Genomic DNA, 20669 nt, shown 5'->3' with positions numbered 1-20669 from the left:
AGCTGCAAATCACTTTTCTCGCCAAAACAGGCTTGCAGCCCGGCTGCAAATGGCTTTCCCCGCCAAAAACAGCTTGTGGCCGAGATGCCAAACATCCCTGCCTGAAAAATGAATAGGTACATAAAAAGATGACAACAAAAAGAGAGAAAAAAAAGAAAAGGGGGAAAAAACAAGTCAGGTCCGGTTCAAAAGACTTTTACAAGAGGGAAGGCTAAAGTCGGAATACGCATAATTCAGCCTGACGGCTGTTGTTACGAAGCACGTAAAAGAGGGGTCTTGGTTTCTGCACCCGTGTTTTGGGTAAAATATATATATTAGGAATTAGTGTCGCCTCGACAGGAAGGAAATCATCCGCCGGGAAATGCGCCCAGCGCGTACGGGTATAATCATCATCAGGCTCTATCTCTTCGTTCGTTTCCGAAGGAATCGAATAGCACACGCCTGCCTGAATCTGGGAAAGGGTATCGCCAGCCGTCAACACATCCGTCTGTATCAACAAGATGGTCACTACATACAGCAATCTGTAGACCGCCACCTTCCAATTATTCCATGTACGCTTCTTCATCTTGACTTCTTAAACAACGGGCACAAAGGTAAGAAAATATACCAAAACTCCAGCAAGAGGTTGGGAATAATTCGTTAAAAGAAGCCATAAAACGTTGTGCGTATCCACTTCTTCCGTTAAAATGACTATGTTTGCAGCGCTTAAAAAACAAAGAAAGGAACATAGGCATGTTTGTATACGAAGATTTAGGAAAGATAGACTATGCCGATGCGCTTCGCATCCAAACCGAGGCATTCGACGCCTTGCTGGAAGCCAAAGCTACCGGCACAAAGGGAGAAAACCGTTTGTTCTTTTGCGAACACTATCCCGTATTGACAATCGGGAAAAGCGGGAAGGAGGCGAACCTCCTCATCCCGGAAGCACGATTGAAGCAACAAGGCATCTCCTACTACCATATCAACCGGGGCGGAGACATTACCTACCACGGCCCAGGACAAATCACCGGCTATCCCGTATTCGACCTGGATTCATTCCATTTGGGCTTAAAACAATACATCTACCAATTGGAAGAGACCGTTATTCAATTCCTGACCCATTATGGCATCCAAGGCGAACGACTGGAAGGCGCGACGGGCGTATGGATAGAACCGCACGTGAAAGGACGAGCACGCAAGATATGCGCCATCGGCGTACGGAGCAGCCGGTTCGTGACGATGCACGGCTTTGCCCTGAACATCAACACCGACCTGGATTATTTCCGATTGATTAACCCGTGTGGATTTACCGACAAAGGCGTAACATCCCTATCCAACGAGTTAGGTGAGCTTCAAGATTTTCGCCTGGCAAAAGCACGATTGCGGGAAGTATTTGAAAGGCAATTCGGAGGTTAAAAGGCGGGTATAAGTTCACTGTCCTCAATTTCTTTAATTATAATCTAAAAGGTATAACCGTTTTTAGGTATCTTGCGTTTTGCATATCTTTGCGTCCGTTATGGATAAAATTCAAGTAAAAAAAGTAGAAACTAAGCGTGAGATGAACGACTTCGTACAGCTTCCCGAGAAGCTGTATGCAGGATGTCCATATTATATTCCAGACTTGGAGATGGATGTTCGCGAGACATTTGACCCACGCAAAAACGCAGGACTTGAATTCTCGGATATCCAACCTTTCATTGCGTACAACGCAGACGGAAAAGTCGTAGGACGCATTGCGGGGATTATCAACCATCGGGCCAACGAAAAATGGAAGACGAAAAACGTTCGTTTTGGCTTTATCGAGTTTATTGATAACCCTGATGTATCTGCGGCTTTGCTACATGCCGTCGAGATGTGGGGAAAAGAACGAGGCATGGAACACATACAAGGTCCTATGGGCATATTCGATTTCGATAAAGAAGGCATGTTGGTAGAAGACTTCGACCAACTGGGTTCGATGATTACCATCTATAACTATCCCTACTACCCGAAGCATTTGGAAGCGTTGGGCTATGAAAAAGAGGTTGATTGGGTCCAAATACGCATCGATGTTCCCCAAGAAGTTCCTGCCAAATATGCCCGCGTAGCCCAATTATCGAAAGAAATGTTCGGGCTGCATGTTCGGAAATTGACAAAAGAAGACCTTTCCCAAGGTTACGCCCGAAAGGTATTCGAACTATTAAATCAAGCATACGCGCCGCTTTTTGGCTATACAGAACTTTCGAATAGGCAAATAGATGATTACGTAAAACGCTACATTCCGTTGATGGATTTGGAGTTAGTTCCCATTATCGAGAATGAAGCAGGTGAACTCATAGGTGTAGCCATTACGATGACCAGCCTTTCCCATGCCTTGCAAAAATCGAAGGGCCGGTTGTTTCCTTTCGGATGGTTCCACTTGGTACGGGCTTTGAAATGGAAACGAGACGAGAAAGCCGAGCTGTTCCTAATTGCCATCCGCCCGGATTACCAAGGATTGGGCGTAAACGCCTTGGTATTCGACGACTTGATTCCGATTTACAATGCCCACCATATTCGTTGGGCAGAAACGGGTCCGCAATTGGAAAACAACGTCAAAGAGTTGAGCCAATGGAAACCTTTGAATCCCTCGTTCACCAAACGGCGCAGATGTTACACAAAACGAATAAATGGAATATAAGCGTAATCTTCCATAAACACGGTTATATTCAAATTTAAAAACAACGATATATGGAAAAGAAAGTAGTTATAACGGGAATGGGCATTTGGTCGTGCATCGGACAAACACTGGACGACGTACGCGATGCCCTATATGCAGGAAAGAGTGGAATCATCTTTAGCCCGGAGCGTAAAGAGTTGGGGTTTCGCTCGGCATTGTGTGCATATCTGGAGCATCCTGATTTAAAACCATTCGTATCCCGTAGTCTGCGGCAATTTATGCCAGAAGAGGCACAATATGCTTATATGGCTACTAAGCAAGCCTTAGAACAGGCCGGTTTAGATCAAGACTATCTCGACGCACATGAAGTAGGACTTGTGTATGGGAATGACTCCGTAGCAGAAGCAACCATGCATGCTTTAGACAAATTTCGTGAGTTTAAAGACACATCAGCTTGTGGAAGCGGAGCGATATTCCAATCGATGAACTCTACGGTAACGATGAATTTGGCCTGTGCATTCAAGCTGAGAGGCATCAACTTGACGGCTTCAGCGGCATGCGCATCTGGTTCACAGGCCGTAGGGTTAGCCTCATTGCTGATTCGAGATGGTCTGCAAGATTGCATCATTTGTGGAGGAGCCCAAGAGGCAAACTTATATAGTGTAGCCTCTTTCGACGGCATCAACGCATTCTCCTTGCGAGAAAATGAGCCGACAAAGGCAAGTCGTCCGTTCGATAGAGACCGCGATGGACTCGTCCCAGGAGGAGGTGCCGCTACTTTGATATTGGAAAGCTACGAACATGCTGTAAAACGAGGCGCACCAATTTTAGCCGAAATCGTAAGTTGGGGATTCTCTGGAAATGGAGCTCATATATCTACTCCGAACGTAGCAGGACCAGCTCGCTCTTTGGAATTATGCCTCAAGAATGGAAATATCCAACCGAAAGAAATAGGTTACGTAAATGCACATGCCACCTCTACACATGCTGGAGATGGAAAGGAGGCATTAGCTATCGCCCAAATCTTTGGAGATTACAAAGTACCTGTAACTTCTACCAAAGGACAAACGGGACATGAAATGTGGATGGCAGGAGCCAGCGAACTGATTTATTCCATCCTCATGATGAAGAATAACTTCATTGCCGGAAACTTGAATTTCGAGAATCCAGACGAGGAGACGGCTTGCATCAATATCATCCCGGAAACACGCGAAGCTCATTTCGATATGTTCCTTTCCAATTCGTTCGGATTTGGGGGAACGAATTCAACCATTATCGTACGAAATATAGATTCTAATCATCAACATTCAAAATAAATAATAGCTAAAAAATGACACGTGAAGATATTATTAAAACGGTAAATTCAGCTTTGGCCGAAGAATTTGAAGTGGAAGAGAATATACTTGATCCGGAAGCAAACATCAAAGAAACGCTTTCGCTCGATAGCCTCAGCTTGGTGGACTTGGTTGCTCTTATCCAACAAACTTACAAAGTAAAGATTCCAGTAGCCGACTTGCCAAGCATCCAGACATTCAATAATCTCTACGATTACATCGAAGCACACTTACCCAAATGACAAAGGTTGGTATTACCCAGCTTATACCTCAACGGGCACCCATCCAAATGGTGGACGAGCTGGTTTGCGTAGATAGCGACAGAGCGGAGACTTCCTACGAGGTAAAAGCCGGCAACTTCCTCATCGACCATGAAATCCTGGCAGAAGTAGGACTGATAGAACATATCGCACAGTCAGCCTCTGCTCTGGCCGGATATAAAGCGTTGAAAGCAGGAGCCAGCGAACCGCCCGTCGGGCTTATCGGGGAAATTAAGCGTTTCCATTGTTACCGATGCCCACGGGTCGGCGAAGTGTTGCGCACAACGATTCAAATGGGAGCGGAACTCGCTGGCGTCACCTTGCTTTCAGGCGAAGTACGCGTGCAGGAAGAGCTGTTGGCGGATACCCAGATGAAGATTTTCGTTCCTTCATAAATCCATACAAAGATAGGTTTGCATGTTATTAGACAATAGGTATTACCAACTGATATCTCAAGAGATAGCAGAGGGGAAAGGATGTTTTCGCATCCGGTTGTTGCCGGACTGTGAAGTGTATCGCGGGCATTTCCCTGGGAATCCGGTATGCCCCGGCGTTTGCCAGATTGAGCTTATCAAGGAGTGCGCATCGCGACTCACGGGCCGGGACTTGCGCATCCAAACGGTGCAACAATGCCGTTTGACAGCCTTAGCCTCCCCTACGGTTTGTCCGGAATTAGAGGTCGATGTTTTGGCTTCTCCGGCAGAAGGGGGTTTCCTCGTGAAAGCCTCAATTTCGGACGCTGCGCAAAAGTACGTGGATTTTAAAGGAGAGATGAATTGCCAAGAAGCATGAAGCGGGATGTCGTCATCATCGGGAGTGGACTAGGCGGACTGGTATGCGCGTTCGTTTTGTCGCGTATGGGGCGGAGCGTCTTGGTGCTCGAGAAGGAGCGTCAACCCGGCGGATGCCTGCAAAGTTACCGGAGGCGCGGATGGAACTTCGATACGGGTTTCCATTACGTCGGCGGACTGGCGGAGGGACAATCCCTTCACGCGGCGTTCGACTACTTGGGGCTGCTATCGCTTCCTTGGCATCGCTTGGACCCGGCATCTGAACGGATTCGCATCGGCGAGCGCATGTTTTCCCTCATGCAAGGGTATGAAGCGTTTGCCGATACGTTATCTGCCCAATTTCCCTCCCAGCGGAAGGCATTGAGCGAATATGTGGCGTTGCTGGCTCAAACGAATCGGAGCTCGGCCGACGTGCTGAATCCTCGCGCGGAAGTTACGGATTGGGGCACCTCGCTTTGGGGAACAGGCGCTTATGCTTACCTGATGAATACGTTCCACGATGCAGAGCTGGTGGATGCTTTAAGCGGTGCTTCGCTTAAGATGGAGCTGAAGAGGGACTCGCTTCCACTGTTTACCTTCTTGCATGGCAACGGTAGCTATGTGGAGAGCAGTTGGCGGCTACGCGGGGATGGTTCGTTATTGGTAGACGCGCTCGTGCGGGGCATCCGGTCTCAAGGTGGCGAAGTGTTGTGCGGTTCGGAAGTGACCAAGTTATCCGAAGCGAACGGACGGTTAGCGTATGCCTGCTGTGCGAACGGCGAATGCTACGAGGCCGATACGTTCATTTGTGACGCGCATCCGGCCGTTGCATGCCGATTGGTCGAACAGAGCCGTCTGCTTCGGAACGTGTATCGCTCCCGTATTGCCCGACTGGAGAACACGAGCGGCATGTTCACGCTTGCCCTCCGGCTGAAGCCTCGGACGTTTCCCTACGTCAATTGGAACCAATACATCTACCGAGAGCCGGGCGTATGGTCGGCCGCTGATGCGGAAGTTCCTGCGGGCGGAGGGTTAATGGTTAGTTGCCGCGTCCCGCAGGAGGGAAACGCGTATGCCGAGCAAATCGATTTGCTGACGCCTATGCCTTGGTCGGTCTGCCGCATGTGGCAGGATACGGAACCGGGTCGTCGCGGCGAAGCTTACGCAGCGATGAAAGCAGACTGGGCGGAGGCTTGCCTTACGTTAGCCGAGGAGTGTTTCCCCGGCCTTCGTTCGATGATTGCCGAGCAGTACACGAGTACACCGCTTACTTACGCGCATTACACCTATTCGCCCCAAGGTTCGGCTTACGGCGTCCGGAAGGATTTCCGGAATCCGCTGCAGACGGTCCTGTCGGCACGCACACCCATTCCCAATCTCCTCCTCACGGGGCAGAGCCTGATGCTGCACGGACTTCAAGGCGTCACGATGACGGCACTCTTTACGTGTGCGGCATTGGTCGGGAAGGAAAAGGTATGGAGTGAGGTCTTCCTTAGGGAGCCGTAGAACGGAAGGACGCTTCGGGGCAGCAGGGGCGTCGCCTCCAATAGAAACAAGCATGCTGCCGAACAAATGAAACGAACATAAAAGAGAAAACAATGAAATACGCATTAGTGACGGGCGGAAGCCGAGGCATCGGCCGGGCCGTCTGCATCAAGCTGGCCCAGATGGGCTATCATGTGTTGATTAATTACGTAAGTAACGAAGAAGAGGCGGCACGGACGCTCGAACTCGTGCGCGAGGCTGGGCAAACGGGTGAGTTGCTGCGCTTCGACGTGAGCTGCCAAGCCGAGGTATCGAAGGCGTTGGAGGCGTGGACAGATGCGCATCCCGACGCATACATCGAGGTATTGGTCAACAACGCGGGCATCAGGCGCGATAATCTCCTTGCGCTTATGCCGGCGGAGGATTGGAATCGCGTCCTGGGCATCACGCTCAGCGGGTTTTACAATGTAACGCAAGCCCTCCTCCAGCCGATGATGTTCCATAAGTATGGCCGTATCGTGAACATGGCGAGCGTCAGCGGACTCAAGGGCATGCCGGGGCAGAGCAATTACTCGGCGGCTAAGGGCGGACTCATCGCTGCCACGAAAGCGCTCGCCCAGGAGGTAGGCAAGAAGCACATCACCGTCAACGCCGTAGCGCCTGGCTTCATCCGCACGGACATGGTAGAGGGTATCGACGAAGCGGCTTGGAAGAAGGCTATCCCGATGGGACGCTTCGGCACGCCGGAAGAGGTCGCCGAGCTGGTGGGATTCCTTGTCTCGCCGGCAGCGGGTTACATCACCGGTAACGTCATCTCGATTAATGGAGGACTTTATACCTGACGATGCAGACGAAGAAAATGAATGAACTGGAGGATGTCTGCCGCGTCCCGGTAAGGTTCAGCGAAATCGACTCGATGCGTCGGGTGTGGCATGGTTCATACGTCACCTACTTCGAGGACGGGCGCGAGTCGTTCGGACGGCATTATCCGGGCATCGGATACGCAGACATCCAGGCGTCGGGCCTTTACGCCCCGCTCTACGATTTGCATGTGAAATTTTACGCTCCGTTAGAAATCAACGACGTCGCCATCATCCATACGCGCTACGTCTATAAACCAGGCGCGCGCTTGGACTATTCCTACCATATATATAAGGAGAGCGACCAGCGGCTTTGTGCCGAAGGAAGCACGGTGCAGTTGTTTATCGACGCCGAAGGGAAGCTCATGGTCGATAAGCCGGATTACTACGAAGCATGGCAGCGAAGGTATTTGTTCGCTGAAGAGATAAGCAAGTTTGAATGATGAGAAAGTGTTTCTTCTTTTTGTGGATGTCCTTGCTTTGTTTAGGTGTAGCGCAAGGACAAAGTCAAGTAACCGTACAGGGTCTGGTGACGGACTCGATCACGGGCGAGGCCCTTCCGTATGTCTCCCTCTTGGTAAAGGGAACGACTACCGGCGCGGCGACGGACGATGCAGGGCGTTTTACGCTGACCCTCCCCTCCTCCTCCGCTACGCTCGAAGTCTCCTACATGGGATACCGGACGAAGGAAGTGCGACTCTCCGCCAAGCGGACGCGAAACCTGAACATACAGCTCGCGCCGAGCGAAATCACCCTTACGGACGTCGTCATCAAGCCAGGCAAAGAAAAATACCGGAAGAAGGACAACCCGGCAGTCCGCTTTGTGCAACAAATGATCGACGCGCGCGAAGCAAACGACCCGCGCAACCACGACTTCTTCCAGTACGATCAGTATGAAAAGATTGTCATTGCACTTAACGATTACAAGCCCAAGGAGAAGAAGGAAAAGCCCGGTAAGTTCGACTTCGTGGAGGAATACGTAGATACGCTCGACGTCGGCACGACCATCTTGCCGGTTTCTGAGAAGGAGAAGATCGAGACGGTCTACTTCCGTCGGTCGCCCCGTGCGGAGCGGCGCATCATCCGAGGCTCGAAGTCGTCTGGCGTCGACGACGTCCTCTCGCGTGACGGTGTGCAACAATTCCTGAACGAAGTATTTCGAGAAGTCGACATCTTCCAGAACAATATCCCGCTCTTCCTGCAGCGGTTCGTCAGCCCGTTATCACACATTGGGCCGAACTTCTACAAGTATTACCTGCTCGATACGCTGGAGGTGGACGGGCAGAAGCGCGTGGACTTGGGGTTCGTTCCCTTTTCGTCCGAATCGTTCGGCTTCACGGGCCATCTGTATGTCGCGCTCGACTCGACCCACTTCGTGCACAAGGCCGTGCTGAATGTCCCTAAGGACATCAACCTGAATTTCGTATCGCAGATGCGCATCGAGCAGGACTTCCAGCGGATGCCTGACGGTACGCGCCTCATCACAAAGGATGATATCAGCGTGAACTTCAAGTTGAGCGAAAAGTCGAAAGGTATGTATGCCCGCCGCCTGAACGTCTATTCCGACCACTCTTTTGCGCCTCCCGGCGCCGAGGCATTAGCTGCGTTCGACGAAGCCTCGCCGACGATTATCGAGAAGGATGCGTATCGGCGGAAGGAGGAATTCTGGGCAGACAATCGGCCGGTCGAGGCGAAGAAACGGAATCCTAAGTCGGTAGCCGAGCTGATGTCCCGTCTGCGCAGCATCCCCGTCTTCGCGATTACAGAGAAAGTTATCGGTACGATGGTCTCTGGATACATACCGACAAACAAAGAGATCGACAAGAACAAGTTTGAGCTTGGGCCGATGAACTCGACCATCAGCGGAAACGCCATCGAAGGCGCGCGCTTCCGGCTGGGCGGCGCTACTACGCCTATGCTCCACAAACGCCTATTCTTCGACGGATACCTCGCCTATGGCACGCGGGACCGTAAGCTGAAATACGACGCCGCCGTCGAGTACTCTTTCCTCGACCGTAAGCAGTATCCGAAGGAGTTTCCCCGACACTCGCTCCGCTTCGAGTACATGTACGACCTGAACAAACTCGGTCAGCATTACATGTACACGAGTAAGGACAACGTCCTCCTTTCGATTCGCCGGCAGAAGGATACGCGGGCGACTTACCTCCGCAACGCCGAGCTCTCCTATATCCGCGAGCATTACAACGGTATCTCCTACGGGGCAACCCTCCGGAACCTCCGGGAGTATGCGACGCGCTGGGCGGAATTCAACCGCTTCGACTTCGAGGGGAATCCGTCGCCCGTCCCGCATTACGACATGACCGAGCTCGAGGTGAACTTCCGGTACGGACATAACGAGAAGTTCTACCAAACGCGAAACACCCGTATCCCCATCACGTTCGATGCGTGGGTCGTCAACGTTTTGCATACGATGGCTTGGAAAGATGTCTTGGGCTCCTCCTACAACTACCAGCGGACGGAACTGGGGATGCAGAAGCGCTTCTGGTTTTCGGCCTTCGGATACCTCGACGCGATTGTAAAGGCCGGTAAGGTCTGGACCGCCGTCCCCTACCCATTGCTCATCTTGCCCAACGCGAACCTTTCATATACGATTCAGCCGGAAGCCTATACCAACATGAACGCGCTCGAATTCATCAATGATGAGTATGCCTCTTGGGACTTGACGTACTACATGAACGGACTTCTGCTGAACCGAATCCCTTTAATCAAGAAGCTCCAGTGGCGCGAGGTGTTCTGCTTCCGGGGACTTTGGGGACATCTGACGGATAAAAACGATCCGGCCAGCCGGTCCGAGGGCTTGTATCAGTTTCCAGATGGTACATACCGCCTGGGCAAAACCCCATACATGGAGGCGAGCGTCGGCATCGAGAATATTTTTAAATTCATGCGTCTCGACTACGTTTGGCGTTTAAATTACCTGGACAACCCGGGCATCCAGCGGCGCGGTGTGCGTTGTACGATGCGCATCTCCTTTTGAATCTTTCATTCCATACGTATTAACATTTTAAATTGACGGCAGGGGCGGACTTGGTTTCGCCCCTTCTTTTTGCCGGAAGCTGCGCAAGGCGTTTCGGGTTCATGCCCGTCTATACCTATATATAATGTATAGGCCGCGCCTTCCTCTGGAGGAGAAAATGACCTCTTCAGGAGAGTTCGGTAGCTCCTTGCTGAAGGAACCGTCGCTCTCTGCCGAAAGAGCCGTTGCTCCTTGCTGAAGGAGGCGATGGCTTCATGCGCATGGAGTCGATACCCCCTTTAGGAGGTACAAAACTACCCTTCGGAAGGTGCTCGTTTACCTAACGTGGGGAGTTGTTTTTTCCCTCATGGAGGAGTTCCATTTTTTACTCGTCCGTTTTATTTTTTTCACCCTGAAAAAGAAAGTAGCCGGAAGGGTTGGCGTTGTTTGTTAAACCTCCTATCTTTGCAACTTGAACGTGATTATTTACAAACTTTATCATGATGAAGAAACATTTTTTACTTTATCTGTGCGCCGCGGCTTTAGCCATTCCGGCCGTCTCGGCACAGACAAACGAACGACTTCCTGGGTATGTACAGGCAGAGAAATTTACACAAGAAAAGCTAAACCACATGCTCTTCTCGACGACAGTTGACCCGCACTGGTTTCAGACTGGCGGAAAGTTCTGGTACGAGTACAAGACGAGCACGGGGACGCAATGGTATGTAGTAGACCCTTCGACACGGACAAAGACGCCGCTCTTCGACTTGGACCGGTTGGCTGCTCAGGTGACGGAAATCATGCGAGACCCATTTACCGCCCAACACTTGCCCATCGAGCGGCTGGAGTCTCAGGCCGACGGACGGACTTTTACCTTTCAGCTCACCTCTTCGCAGGCAGCGCCCAAAGACTCTGTGCGCAATAAGGACGGGAAGAAAAAGCAAGTCTACTATTTCTCCTATGATTACCCGACCCGGAAGCTCACGTGGCTGGAAGAGAAGCAAGAGGAGGAAAAATATCCCGAATGGGCAAGCATCTCTCCAGACGGGCAGACGATTGTGTATGCGAAAGACATGAACCTCTACCGCATGAGCCGAGCAGACTACGAGAAGCTCAAGAAGGATGAAAAGGATAGTATGGTAGTCGACGTGCAACTGACTGCATTCGGCCAGAAGGACTTCGGCTTCGGCCAGCCCTATAGTCTGCTAAACACCGACACGCTTTGCAATGGAAAGCGCCGGAAGGTCTGGGGGCTTGTCTGGTCTCCTGACTCGCGCTACTTCGCTGTACAGGCATCCGACGACCGGGCCGTGAAGGAGCTTTGGGTGATTAATAGCATGGCGTCTCCCCGTCCGACCTTAGAGACCTATAAATACCAGATGCCGGGCGAGATGGAAGCACCGGTAGAACATCTCTACCTCTTTGACATGAAAGATAATACCTATAAGGAGATACGGACGGAAGCCTACAAGAACCAGATGCTGAGCCTTGGGCGGAAGCCACGCGAGCAACGGCAACGGGACGCCCATGAGGTGGCGGATGTTTGGCTGGGCGATAATGAGCGATTCTTTGTGACCCGCTCCAGTCGGAACCTGCATCGTATTGATATCTGCTCCTATACCTTGGGAGAAGACACCATCCGCCCGCTGATTAAGGAACGGATGAATACCTATCAGGAGGTGCGGCCCTTGGCTATCCTCGGCGGAGGTAAGGAGCTTATCCACTGGAGCGAACGAGACGGATGGGCACATCTCTACCTATACGACAGCGAAGGAAACCTGAAGAACCGTATTACCGAAGGGCCTTGGCACGTCGACCAAATCCTGAAAGTGGACGAAGCCCGACGGGTAGTCTACTTCACGGCAAACGGACGGGAAGAGGGTGAGAACCCCTACTACGAACATCTTTATCGGGCGAATCTCGACGGCAGTGGCTTACGGCTGATTACCTCTGGCAACTACTTCCATGCGCCCCTTGTGGATGATAACGCTCAGTATATTGTGAACAATTACTCGCGCGTAAATACAGTACCCAAGACCGAATTGCTGGAAGCTGCGACGGGCCGTCGGCTGCTGGAACTGGAAACAAGCGATTTCTCCCAACTCTTTGCCGCCGGATACCAATTCCCCGAACCCTTCCAAGTGAAGGCTGCAGACGGAGTAACCGACCTGTATGGCGTGATGTACAAACCGTTCGATTTCGATTCGACGAAAGTTTATCCGATAATAGACTACGTCTATCCCGGCCCGCAGGTAGAGGCGACTGTGTATCCCTTCACCCGCATGAGCGTACGGACCGACCGGCTCGCTCAGGCAGGATTCATTGTCGTGACGGTAGGAAACCGCGGAGGTCACCCGAGCCGCTCGAAATGGTATCATAATTATGGATACGGGAACTTGCGCGACTATGGATTGGCCGACCAGAAGGCAGCCATCGAGCAATTGGCCAACCGCTACGACTTCATCGATATTAACCGGGTAGGCATCCATGGACATTCCGGCGGAGGATTCATGTCGACAGCAGCTATCCTTCAGTATCCGGACTTCTTCAAGACAGCCGTATCCTGTGCAGGAAATCATGACAACCGCATCTACAACCGCTGGTGGAGCGAGACGCACCACGGCGTGAAGGAACAAATCACAGCTGAAGGAGACACCACCTTCTTATATAACATCCAGACGAACGAGGAGATCGCCCAGCAACTCAAAGGGCATCTGATGCTGGTACATGGCGATATCGACAACAATGTCCACCCGGGGAATACGCTCCGAGTTGTCGATGCCCTCATCCGCGCAGGCAAACGGTTCGACATGCTCCTCCTGCCCCAGCAACGACACGGATTCGGAGACATGAACGAATACTTCTATTGGCGCCTCGTAGACTACTTCTCCAAACATCTGCTCGGTAAGCAGGAAGAAACCGTAGACATTCCGAAGCGATAACATAACGATGCCCTTCTAAAAACATAACTATACTCTCCAACAAAAACAGGCGTACTCTGCACAGAATACGCCTGTCTTATTTTATCCTATTGGCTATGGCCTTGTTTAGACTACGTTATCTTCATACGTAAAAAGAGGTTTCGAGTGATATTTATGGAGTGAAAAATAATATATAACTGCTTTAATATTATGCATAGTTTTATTTTCTTTGTAGATTGCGCTTGTATATTGTAAAAAATGTATACCTTTGTAGCGTTCTTCAAAGAAAACTGACGTAGTCTAAACAAGACTACGTCCATTTCCCTTGAAGAACAGGGAGAAACATTTATAATACCATTTGTAAACATTAATTTTATTTGTATGTCGAGAAATTTAAAACCGATTGGTTTGGTTCTTGCTGCTGGAACAATTCTGTTTTCTCAATTTGCTAACGCAGATGCCATAGAACCAAAAGCAACAGAAATTTCGCAGCAAAGCGGAGAAGTAACTGGTGTTGTAGAAGATCCTTTAGGACCTGTAACAGGAGCATCCGTTATAGTCAAAGGAACCACCAATGGAATTATCACCGATTTGGATGGAAAGTTCAAATTAAGCGGCGTGAAACCCGGACAGATATTGCAAATATCGTACGTAGGTTATAAAACGCAAGAGGTGAAGTATACAGGTCAGTCTGTATTGAAAATCAAATTAGAAGAAGATTCCCAAGCATTGGATGAATTGGTAGTAACAGCTTTGGGAATGAAACGTTCGGAAAAGTCGTTGGGATATGCCATGACCGAGTTGAGCGGAGAAGACATTGCCAAAGTAAACTCACCGAACCCTATCAACGGTTTGCAAGGAAAGGTAGCTGGAGTACAAATCAACATGGGTAACTCTGGTCCGCAATCTTCACAACGCATCATTATCCGTGGTAATACCTCTTTGGATGGTAACAACCAGCCTATCTTTGTCATCGATGGCATCATTATCGACAATGAAGTCACCAAAACAGGACAAGGCCAAGACTGGGGTAATGATTTGAAGAACTTGAATGCTGACGACTTCGAATCGATGTCTGTGTTAAAAGGAGCAGCCGCTACCGCCCTCTACGGTTCACGTGCGGCCAATGGCGTTATCTTGATTACTACCAAAAAAGGCCGTAAAGGAGAAGGGTTAGGCATCTCTGTCTCACATACGCAAACTTGGGAGAAAATTTATGCTTATCCCGATATGCAGAATGAATACGGAACAGGATCATCGCCTGCTTGGACATTAAATTCGGATGGAACAGAAAACCGCTATGTATCGGCCGGTCGAAGTTTCGGTCCACGTTTTGATGGAAAGACATTTTATGTGGATGGACAGGAAATGATTTATTCTGCCAAAGAAGACAACTTGAAGAATTTGTACCAGACGGGGCATTACATGAACACCAACGTCGCATTGCAAGGTGGTGGTGAAAAGAGTGCATTCCGTTTCTCTTATTCAAATTTGAATTCTGAAGGTTTGACATTCAACAACGAATTTAAGCGTAACTCTTTCAGCTTGAATGCTTCGCACGATATTAGCGAACGATTGAAAGCCGAGGGTGGATTCTCGTATATCGAATCATCGACGCAAAACCCGACTATTCAAGGAGGCGATGGCTCTCCTATTTACGACTTTATGTATAGCGTAGCCCGCGATTATGATACAAACTACTGGTTGCAAGATAAACGCTACATTAGTCCGGCGGGCGATGGATACAACTCGCAAGATCCTTATGGATACTCTAAAACGCTTTACGACTACTTGGAAAACAAGTATACGCAAGATGAAATGAGTATGCGTGCCTATTTGAATTTGGATTTCAAGTTATTGGATTGGTTATCATTGAAAGTAAAAGGTGATATTTATAAACTCTATACAACCAATGAATCCAAAATCATGGCCACAGGAGCCAGCAATTATGACGGTGCTGCTTATAAGATTCACGAGAACAAGAAGGACCAATACAAAATCACAGGAATGTTGACAGCACAACATTCATTCGGTGATTTCAATATTAGTGGTTCAGTCGCTGTAGAACAATGGGATACGCGTGAAGGCTACCACAATTCCGAATCACAAAACGGTCTGACGGTTCCAGGATTGTTCGATATGACGAACTCCGTGCAAAAGGCTACTACCGACGTACGATATGATACAAACAAGAAGCGCATTAATTCTATTTACGCATTCGTCAATATGGATTATCAAGGCGTTTATTTCTTGGATGTAACAGGACGTAATGACTGGTCTTCAGCTTTGATTTATGATAATGGTACAGGACAAACCTCTTATTTCTATCCTTCCGTAGGGGGTTCATGGCTATTCGTCGATGATTTGCGCGATGTCATGCCAGACTTTATGTCTTTCGGTAAATTAAGAGCTTCGTATGCCGTAGTAGGTCGAGACTGTAATCCATACGTGACGACCGGTACGGGCTATTACATGTTCGATAATACATTTGACAATTACTTCGATGGTTCGACTTATCCATACTATAAATTCGACAAAGATGAACTACCAAATCTGAATTTAAAGCCTGAGAAACAGCATGCTATCGAGTTGGGTTTGGATATGCGTTTCATTAATAATCGCATTGGCTTCGACTTTGCATGGTATAAGACTAACACAAAAAATCAGATTCTGAGTTTGCCCGTAGCTTCTGAATCAGGCGTAAGTTCTCGTTGGATTAATGCAGGTAATATCCAGAATCAAGGTATCGAATTGTTAGTAACGGCTACTCCCATCCAAACCAAAGACTGGCACTGGGATTTGTCGTTCAACCTGACTCGTAACCGCAATAAGATTATCGAATTGGCCGACGGCGTAGAGATGTATCAATTGAAAGGTGGTGGCGTCGATACGCAAGCGTACGCTACGGTAGGTGGTTCGTATGGTGATATTTATACTTCCTATGGCTATAAGCGGAATGAGAATGGCGAAAAACTGTTGAATGCAGATGGTTCTTACATTCGTTCCAACGAAAGTGTGAAGATTGGTTCTTTACAACCTAAATTCTTGTGGGGTGCTACGACTTCGGTTAGTTGGAAAGGTATTACTTTCAATGCCGTAATTGATGCACGTTTCGGAGGTGATATCTTCTCTGGTAGCTACTACTATGGCATGAATTCCGGTAACATCGCGTCTTCTTTGGCTGGACGTGATACGCAATATGGCGGTTTAGACCGTACATTGACCGACGGTACAGGGCGTGTGGTACATGATGGTATCATTCCAGAGGGCGTTTTCCAGGATGGTTCTGTTATCGGAGGACAAGATGTATCCGGTATGAGCTACCAACAAGCATACGAACAAGGTTTAGTGGAACCGTTGTCTGCATACAAATATTACGATAACGTATATGGCTGGTCAGGCGGTATTCGTGAAGAAGGTATTCATGAATGTTCATGGATTGCTTTGCGTGAATTATCCCTTTATTGGCAAGTACCGAAAAAATGGACACAAAAAGCCTTTATTCAAAACCTCAATGTGGGTTTGATTATTCGTAACGTAGGTTATCTTTATAACAGTTTACCAGACAACATTCACCCGGAAGGCTTGAACACAACCTATAGCTCCGAATACTTGGAAAGTGGTGGTGCTGTTTTCTCCCGCAATGTTGGATTTAGCGTAAACGTTTCTTTCTAATCTATTAAATTCTATCAAAATGAAAAATATAAAATATCAGATATTGGCTTTATTGGCATCTGTAGGTACATTCTCTTCTTGTGATGCCGATTTCGTGGAAATCAACAAAAGCCCGGATACTGTCTATGAAGTGGATCCGGTTATCTTCCTCTATGAAGTAGAAAATGCGATGTATACGGCAGGCGAAGCTTGGGCTGATTCGTATGCGTGCAAGCTCCGCTGGATGCAATATTGCACCGGTATTTGGGGATATAGCACGACAAACTTCACCGATTGTGCCGGTTTTGGCGATGCGTTATACAATGATTATAACACCGTTGGGAAGTATGCCGTACATATTCCGTATTATGTGGAACAGAATTTGGCAGACGAGGCAGAATCGTATACAGACTTGATTCAAGCTGCCCGCGTATTGCTTATCACAAAGGGAATCCAGACTTCCGATACATACGGTTCATTAGTTTATTCAGATGGTTGGGGCACACGCCGCGGCGATTCGGAAGCATTGGAACCGGCCTTCCAAACCCAAGAGGAGTTGTGTACGATCTGGAACGACGAATTGAAAGAGGCTGCAGCTACGTTGGGAACGTTGCCGAATCAAAAAAGCATGACGCACTACGACGTGGCATACAACGGAGACACGAAGAAGTGGGCGAAAGCTGCCAATGCCATTCGGTTGCGTCTGGCGCTCCGTCTTTGGAAACAGAAACCCGAATTGGCTACGCAAATTGCTTCGGAAGTATTAAACTCTGGGAATATCTTTGAAGGAACGGAAGATAGCTTTATCCTCTATTTCGACAACTATTGGACCACGCAAGGCGACTGGCATTCGGTGGTCGATATGGACCGCGCTTCGGTGGCATTCATGGGCTATCTGAAGAAATACAACGACCCGCGCAAACGCCTTTTCTTCCAAATCAACAACCTGACACCCGAGAACGTAGCGGCTTTCAATGCCCTCTCGACGACGACGGAAGCTACTTATATTCCAACCGACCTCACTCGTTGGGAAGGTGGTACGGTTAGCTACGACGGACAGGCCAGCGACGTGTGCCGTACGTCCCGTTATTTAGACGACATCGATATGCGTCCGATGAACATCCCGCAGACCCGCCTCTGGAAAGGTGCGCAGGATAACGGAAGCGCCGGCGGTTGGGTGCCTTTGGTTACTTATGCAGACTTCTGCTTCATGGCGGCCGAATTTACGCTGGAAGGCGTTTCGAACATCAAGTCGGCGCAAGAATGGTACGAGGAAGGCGTGCGCGCGTCTATCAAGCAATGGAGCGAAATGGCACAGTATTGCCAGATCCAAATCGAAAATGAAGACGATATGGAGGTGTCCGACGAAGAAATCGATACCTTTATGGCGCAAGAAGGCATCGCTTGGAATCCCTCGATGGCGAAAGAGCAGATTTATTGCCAAAGCTACGTGGAACATTACAAGAACAACAATGAATCGTGGGCGATGTACAAGCGCGTGAATTACCCCAGCACGGAATCGACGCTCATCACTTGGGAGCCCATCTACGTCTATGGCGAATTGCAACGGGTGCCGCGCCGCAACAAGTTCAGTATGCCGGTCGAAGGTTCGGAAAACTACGACAACGAAATCAAACGTTTCGAAGAAATGGAACAAGACCCCGGTTTCGGTGCCTTGGACAACGAGTACGGTCGCGTTTGGTGGGATAAAGAATAACACCGACCGTTGGCACAATCATACGAAAGCTCTCCGAGGATATCGGGGAGCTTTTCTATTTGCAGGAAGAAAAAGACACTCTTTTCACTCTTTTTCTGTCTATTCCATTTTAAATCCACGCCCGTGAACCTTCCCCGTGATAACTATAAATCCCGCCATCCACGCCGCCATTTCCGCTTTTCACGCCGCCGATTTGTACCTATTTATAATGTAAGGGCATACAGACGGCACAGATTCGACAGATGACCGCAGATTTTTTGTGGGCTGCGCAGCCTTCCACGTCATGCTGAACATGTACGCGCGTCACTCGAGCAAAACCAAAGCATCTCAGGAGGTTGCGGTCGAACCTCAAAGAGGTTCAACTATGCTTAACCGAGGGTGATGCGCCAGCGTCACCTTCGGTAAGAACGATTCCACATCATTCCGACCCCAACGGGGTCGAATAAGGTGAATGCCAGGAGGTTCGACCCCTTCGAGGTCGCTTAGGGACAGGACTTTGATACCGCAGGTGCTGCTGCGCGCCACCAGCCGGTTACGCATCGTTGGACGGTTTCACCGTCCCGCTTTACGAAAGATTAATTTAAGAAATAATCATTAAAGAAACGAAGAAAATGGCAAGACCCAAGAAAAAAGGACTGGATTATTTCCCAGTCGATACGAATATTTTGCAAAATAAGAAAGTGAGGCGGCTGAAGCGGCGCGCGGGACACGTGGCGTTCGTGCTTTACTTGCAAATCTTGTGCGATTGTTACGCAAACTCTTATTTTGTGAAATGGAACGACGATTACCGTCTCGAACTCTCTGAATCGATTGAAATACAAGAAGATGAAATCGAAAAGATGGTCCGTTTGATGGTCGATTTGAATTTGTTCGACCGCGCGATGTTCGAAAATAACGATGTGTTAACTTCGGTTAATATTTAAAATCGCTACATCGCCGCGAAAACTCAATTTCTTACTAATAATGAAATAGATAGGACGTATTTAATTGTTGATTTTTCCTCAAGGCCAAATGTTAATGGTACGCTGCAGAGTACCAAAAGTGCACCTGGAGAGGGGAAAAGTGCACAAAATAAAATAGAAGAAAATAAAATATTGAGTGAGAGAGTGCGCGCGCGAACGCAAGCAATGGAGCAATGGGAGGCTTGGAACCAAGAGTTGCTTTCGGACGAGGCGTGGCGTTACTCGGTGGTGCAACAGGCAGGACTCGGTGTGGGCTTTGATTCGCAAATTCCGGAAAAACTGTCGGAATTTAATCAGTTTTTGGTCTCGACTGCGGAAACAGACTCTGTGCCGACGTTAAAAGACTACCAGCGAAGGTTTCATTACTGGCTGCGAGATTATGGCGCAAAACGCCCAAAAAGGGGCAAAAACGAGGTCTCGCGCATCGAGGAACTGAACCGCGTCGGCGAGGAATCGTTGGCGATGGCGCGGCAAATATGGTTGAACGGCGAATGTGCTTAAATGTATTTGTATGGTAGATAATAGATTAGCATTGGCAATTCAGGCGCGGCGCATTGGCGATTGCACGTCGGACGAAGTGCTGAACCGCGTTTCGACGATGTTGCGGCAAACGTACGCGATCGCGGGGTTTAAGTCGCCGGAGCCAACCGATTTGGCGGTTTTTACCGCGAAACTGGCCTCGGATTTGCGTGAAAATTATTCATATTTAACGCTCGACGAAGTCTCTTTTTGTCTTGAATTGGGCGCGAAAGAGGAATATGGCGAGATTATGGGCATTAATTTGCGTATGATTACGAAATGGCTCAAGGCATACAAAACCAGCGAGTTGCGCTATCGGGCGAAGCTCGCCGTAGAAGCCGAAAAGAAGGCGTTGCCGCCGGTCAGCGAGGCATATAACCTCCAGGCTGAGAACCGTTTCCTACAAAACTCGTTCCGTCGCTACAAGGAGAGCGGGTCGATGGAGCGCGTGATGAGCGTGAAGGTCTATCAGACGCTCCAGGAACGCGGCATTATCCATAACACCCGCGAGGAGAAATACCACGCAATCAGCCTGTTCGAGCGATGGAAACCGGCCTCGGGAGCCTGGATGCCGGAGGAAATGCGGCAGTCCC

16 protein-coding genes and 1 pseudogene are annotated in these 20669 nt (G+C 49.2%); 16 read left to right on the top strand and 1 reads right to left on the bottom strand.

The annotated features are described in order from the left end of the window. Nucleotides 1-211: 211 nt before the first annotated feature. Nucleotides 212-565 carry a hypothetical protein gene (locus B5F77_RS11430; RefSeq protein ID WP_087330864.1) on the bottom strand — a complete coding sequence of 118 codons (354 nt, stop codon included), beginning with the start codon at nt 563-565 and terminating at the stop codon, nt 212-214. A gap of 161 nt (nt 566-726) precedes the next feature. Between B5F77_RS11430 and lipB the strand changes: the two genes are divergently transcribed. The 16 genes and pseudogenes from lipB to B5F77_RS11350 all read left to right on the top strand — a co-directional run. Further along, nucleotides 727-1395 (top strand): lipoyl(octanoyl) transferase LipB, encoded by a 669-nt coding sequence (lipB, locus tag B5F77_RS11425; protein ID WP_087330902.1) that lies wholly within the window; start codon nt 727-729, stop codon nt 1393-1395. Between the two features lie 100 nt (nt 1396-1495). Further along, the gene (locus tag B5F77_RS11420) at nt 1496-2638 is read left to right on the top strand and encodes an N-acetyltransferase (RefSeq protein ID WP_087330862.1); all 1143 of its coding nucleotides are present in this window, start codon (nt 1496-1498) and stop codon (nt 2636-2638) included. Between the two features lie 50 nt (nt 2639-2688). Beyond that, nucleotides 2689-3933: a beta-ketoacyl-[acyl-carrier-protein] synthase family protein gene (locus B5F77_RS11415; protein ID WP_087330860.1), complete on the top strand. Its 1245-nt coding sequence runs from the start codon at nt 2689-2691 to the stop codon at nt 3931-3933. Between the two features lie 14 nt (nt 3934-3947). After that, complete coding sequence (locus B5F77_RS11410) at nt 3948-4193, top strand: acyl carrier protein (RefSeq protein WP_087330858.1); 246 nt, start codon at nt 3948-3950, stop codon at nt 4191-4193. After that, nucleotides 4190-4606, top strand: a complete 417-nt coding sequence (locus B5F77_RS11405) for a beta-hydroxyacyl-ACP dehydratase (protein WP_087330856.1) — start codon at nt 4190-4192, stop codon at nt 4604-4606. The genes B5F77_RS11410 and B5F77_RS11405 overlap by 4 nt, the downstream gene beginning before the upstream one ends. Nucleotides 4607-4628: 22 nt before the next feature. After that, nucleotides 4629-5003 carry a beta-hydroxyacyl-ACP dehydratase gene (locus B5F77_RS11400; protein ID WP_087330854.1) on the top strand — a complete coding sequence of 125 codons (375 nt, stop codon included), beginning with the start codon at nt 4629-4631 and terminating at the stop codon, nt 5001-5003. Then, nucleotides 5000-6487, top strand: a complete 1488-nt coding sequence (locus B5F77_RS11395; protein ID WP_087330852.1) for an NAD(P)/FAD-dependent oxidoreductase — start codon at nt 5000-5002, stop codon at nt 6485-6487. The genes B5F77_RS11400 and B5F77_RS11395 overlap by 4 nt, the downstream gene beginning before the upstream one ends. Nucleotides 6488-6579: 92 nt before the next feature. Next, entirely contained in the window at nt 6580-7308 is a 729-nt protein-coding gene (gene fabG / locus B5F77_RS11390; protein ID WP_087330850.1) for a 3-oxoacyl-ACP reductase FabG, read from the top strand. Between the two features lie 17 nt (nt 7309-7325). Beyond that, entirely contained in the window at nt 7326-7769 is a 444-nt protein-coding gene (locus B5F77_RS11385) for an acyl-CoA thioesterase (RefSeq protein ID WP_087330900.1), read from the top strand. Further along, entirely contained in the window at nt 7769-10324 is a 2556-nt protein-coding gene (locus B5F77_RS11380; protein ID WP_087330898.1) for a DUF5686 and carboxypeptidase-like regulatory domain-containing protein, read from the top strand. The genes B5F77_RS11385 and B5F77_RS11380 overlap by 1 nt, the downstream gene beginning before the upstream one ends. Before the next feature lie 482 nt (nt 10325-10806). Beyond that, entirely contained in the window at nt 10807-13245 is a 2439-nt protein-coding gene (locus B5F77_RS11375; protein WP_239446328.1) for a DPP IV N-terminal domain-containing protein, read from the top strand. A 360-nt stretch (nt 13246-13605) separates the two neighbouring features. After that, nucleotides 13606-16899 carry a SusC/RagA family TonB-linked outer membrane protein gene (locus B5F77_RS11370; RefSeq protein WP_087330846.1) on the top strand — a complete coding sequence of 1098 codons (3294 nt, stop codon included), beginning with the start codon at nt 13606-13608 and terminating at the stop codon, nt 16897-16899. 19 nt (nt 16900-16918) lie between these two features. After that, nucleotides 16919-18595 (top strand): SusD/RagB family nutrient-binding outer membrane lipoprotein, encoded by a 1677-nt coding sequence (locus B5F77_RS11365; protein WP_087330844.1) that lies wholly within the window; start codon nt 16919-16921, stop codon nt 18593-18595. Between the two features lie 611 nt (nt 18596-19206). Next, the gene (locus tag B5F77_RS11360) at nt 19207-19518 is read left to right on the top strand and encodes a DUF4373 domain-containing protein (protein ID WP_087330842.1); all 312 of its coding nucleotides are present in this window, start codon (nt 19207-19209) and stop codon (nt 19516-19518) included. Between the two features lie 171 nt (nt 19519-19689). Then, on the top strand, nt 19690-20058 hold the full coding sequence (locus tag B5F77_RS11355) for a hypothetical protein (protein WP_140392868.1): 369 nt from the start codon (nt 19690-19692) through the stop codon (nt 20056-20058). A gap of 10 nt (nt 20059-20068) precedes the next feature. Then, a pseudogene (locus tag B5F77_RS11350) lies at nt 20069-20669 on the top strand (hypothetical protein); the annotation flags it as partial.

It is taken from the genome of Parabacteroides sp. An277 (genome assembly GCF_002159645.1).
GTDB lineage: Bacteria > Bacteroidota > Bacteroidia > Bacteroidales > Tannerellaceae > Parabacteroides.
Note: the sequence above shows the minus strand (reverse complement) of the source record. Positions and strands in the feature narration are given on the sequence as shown.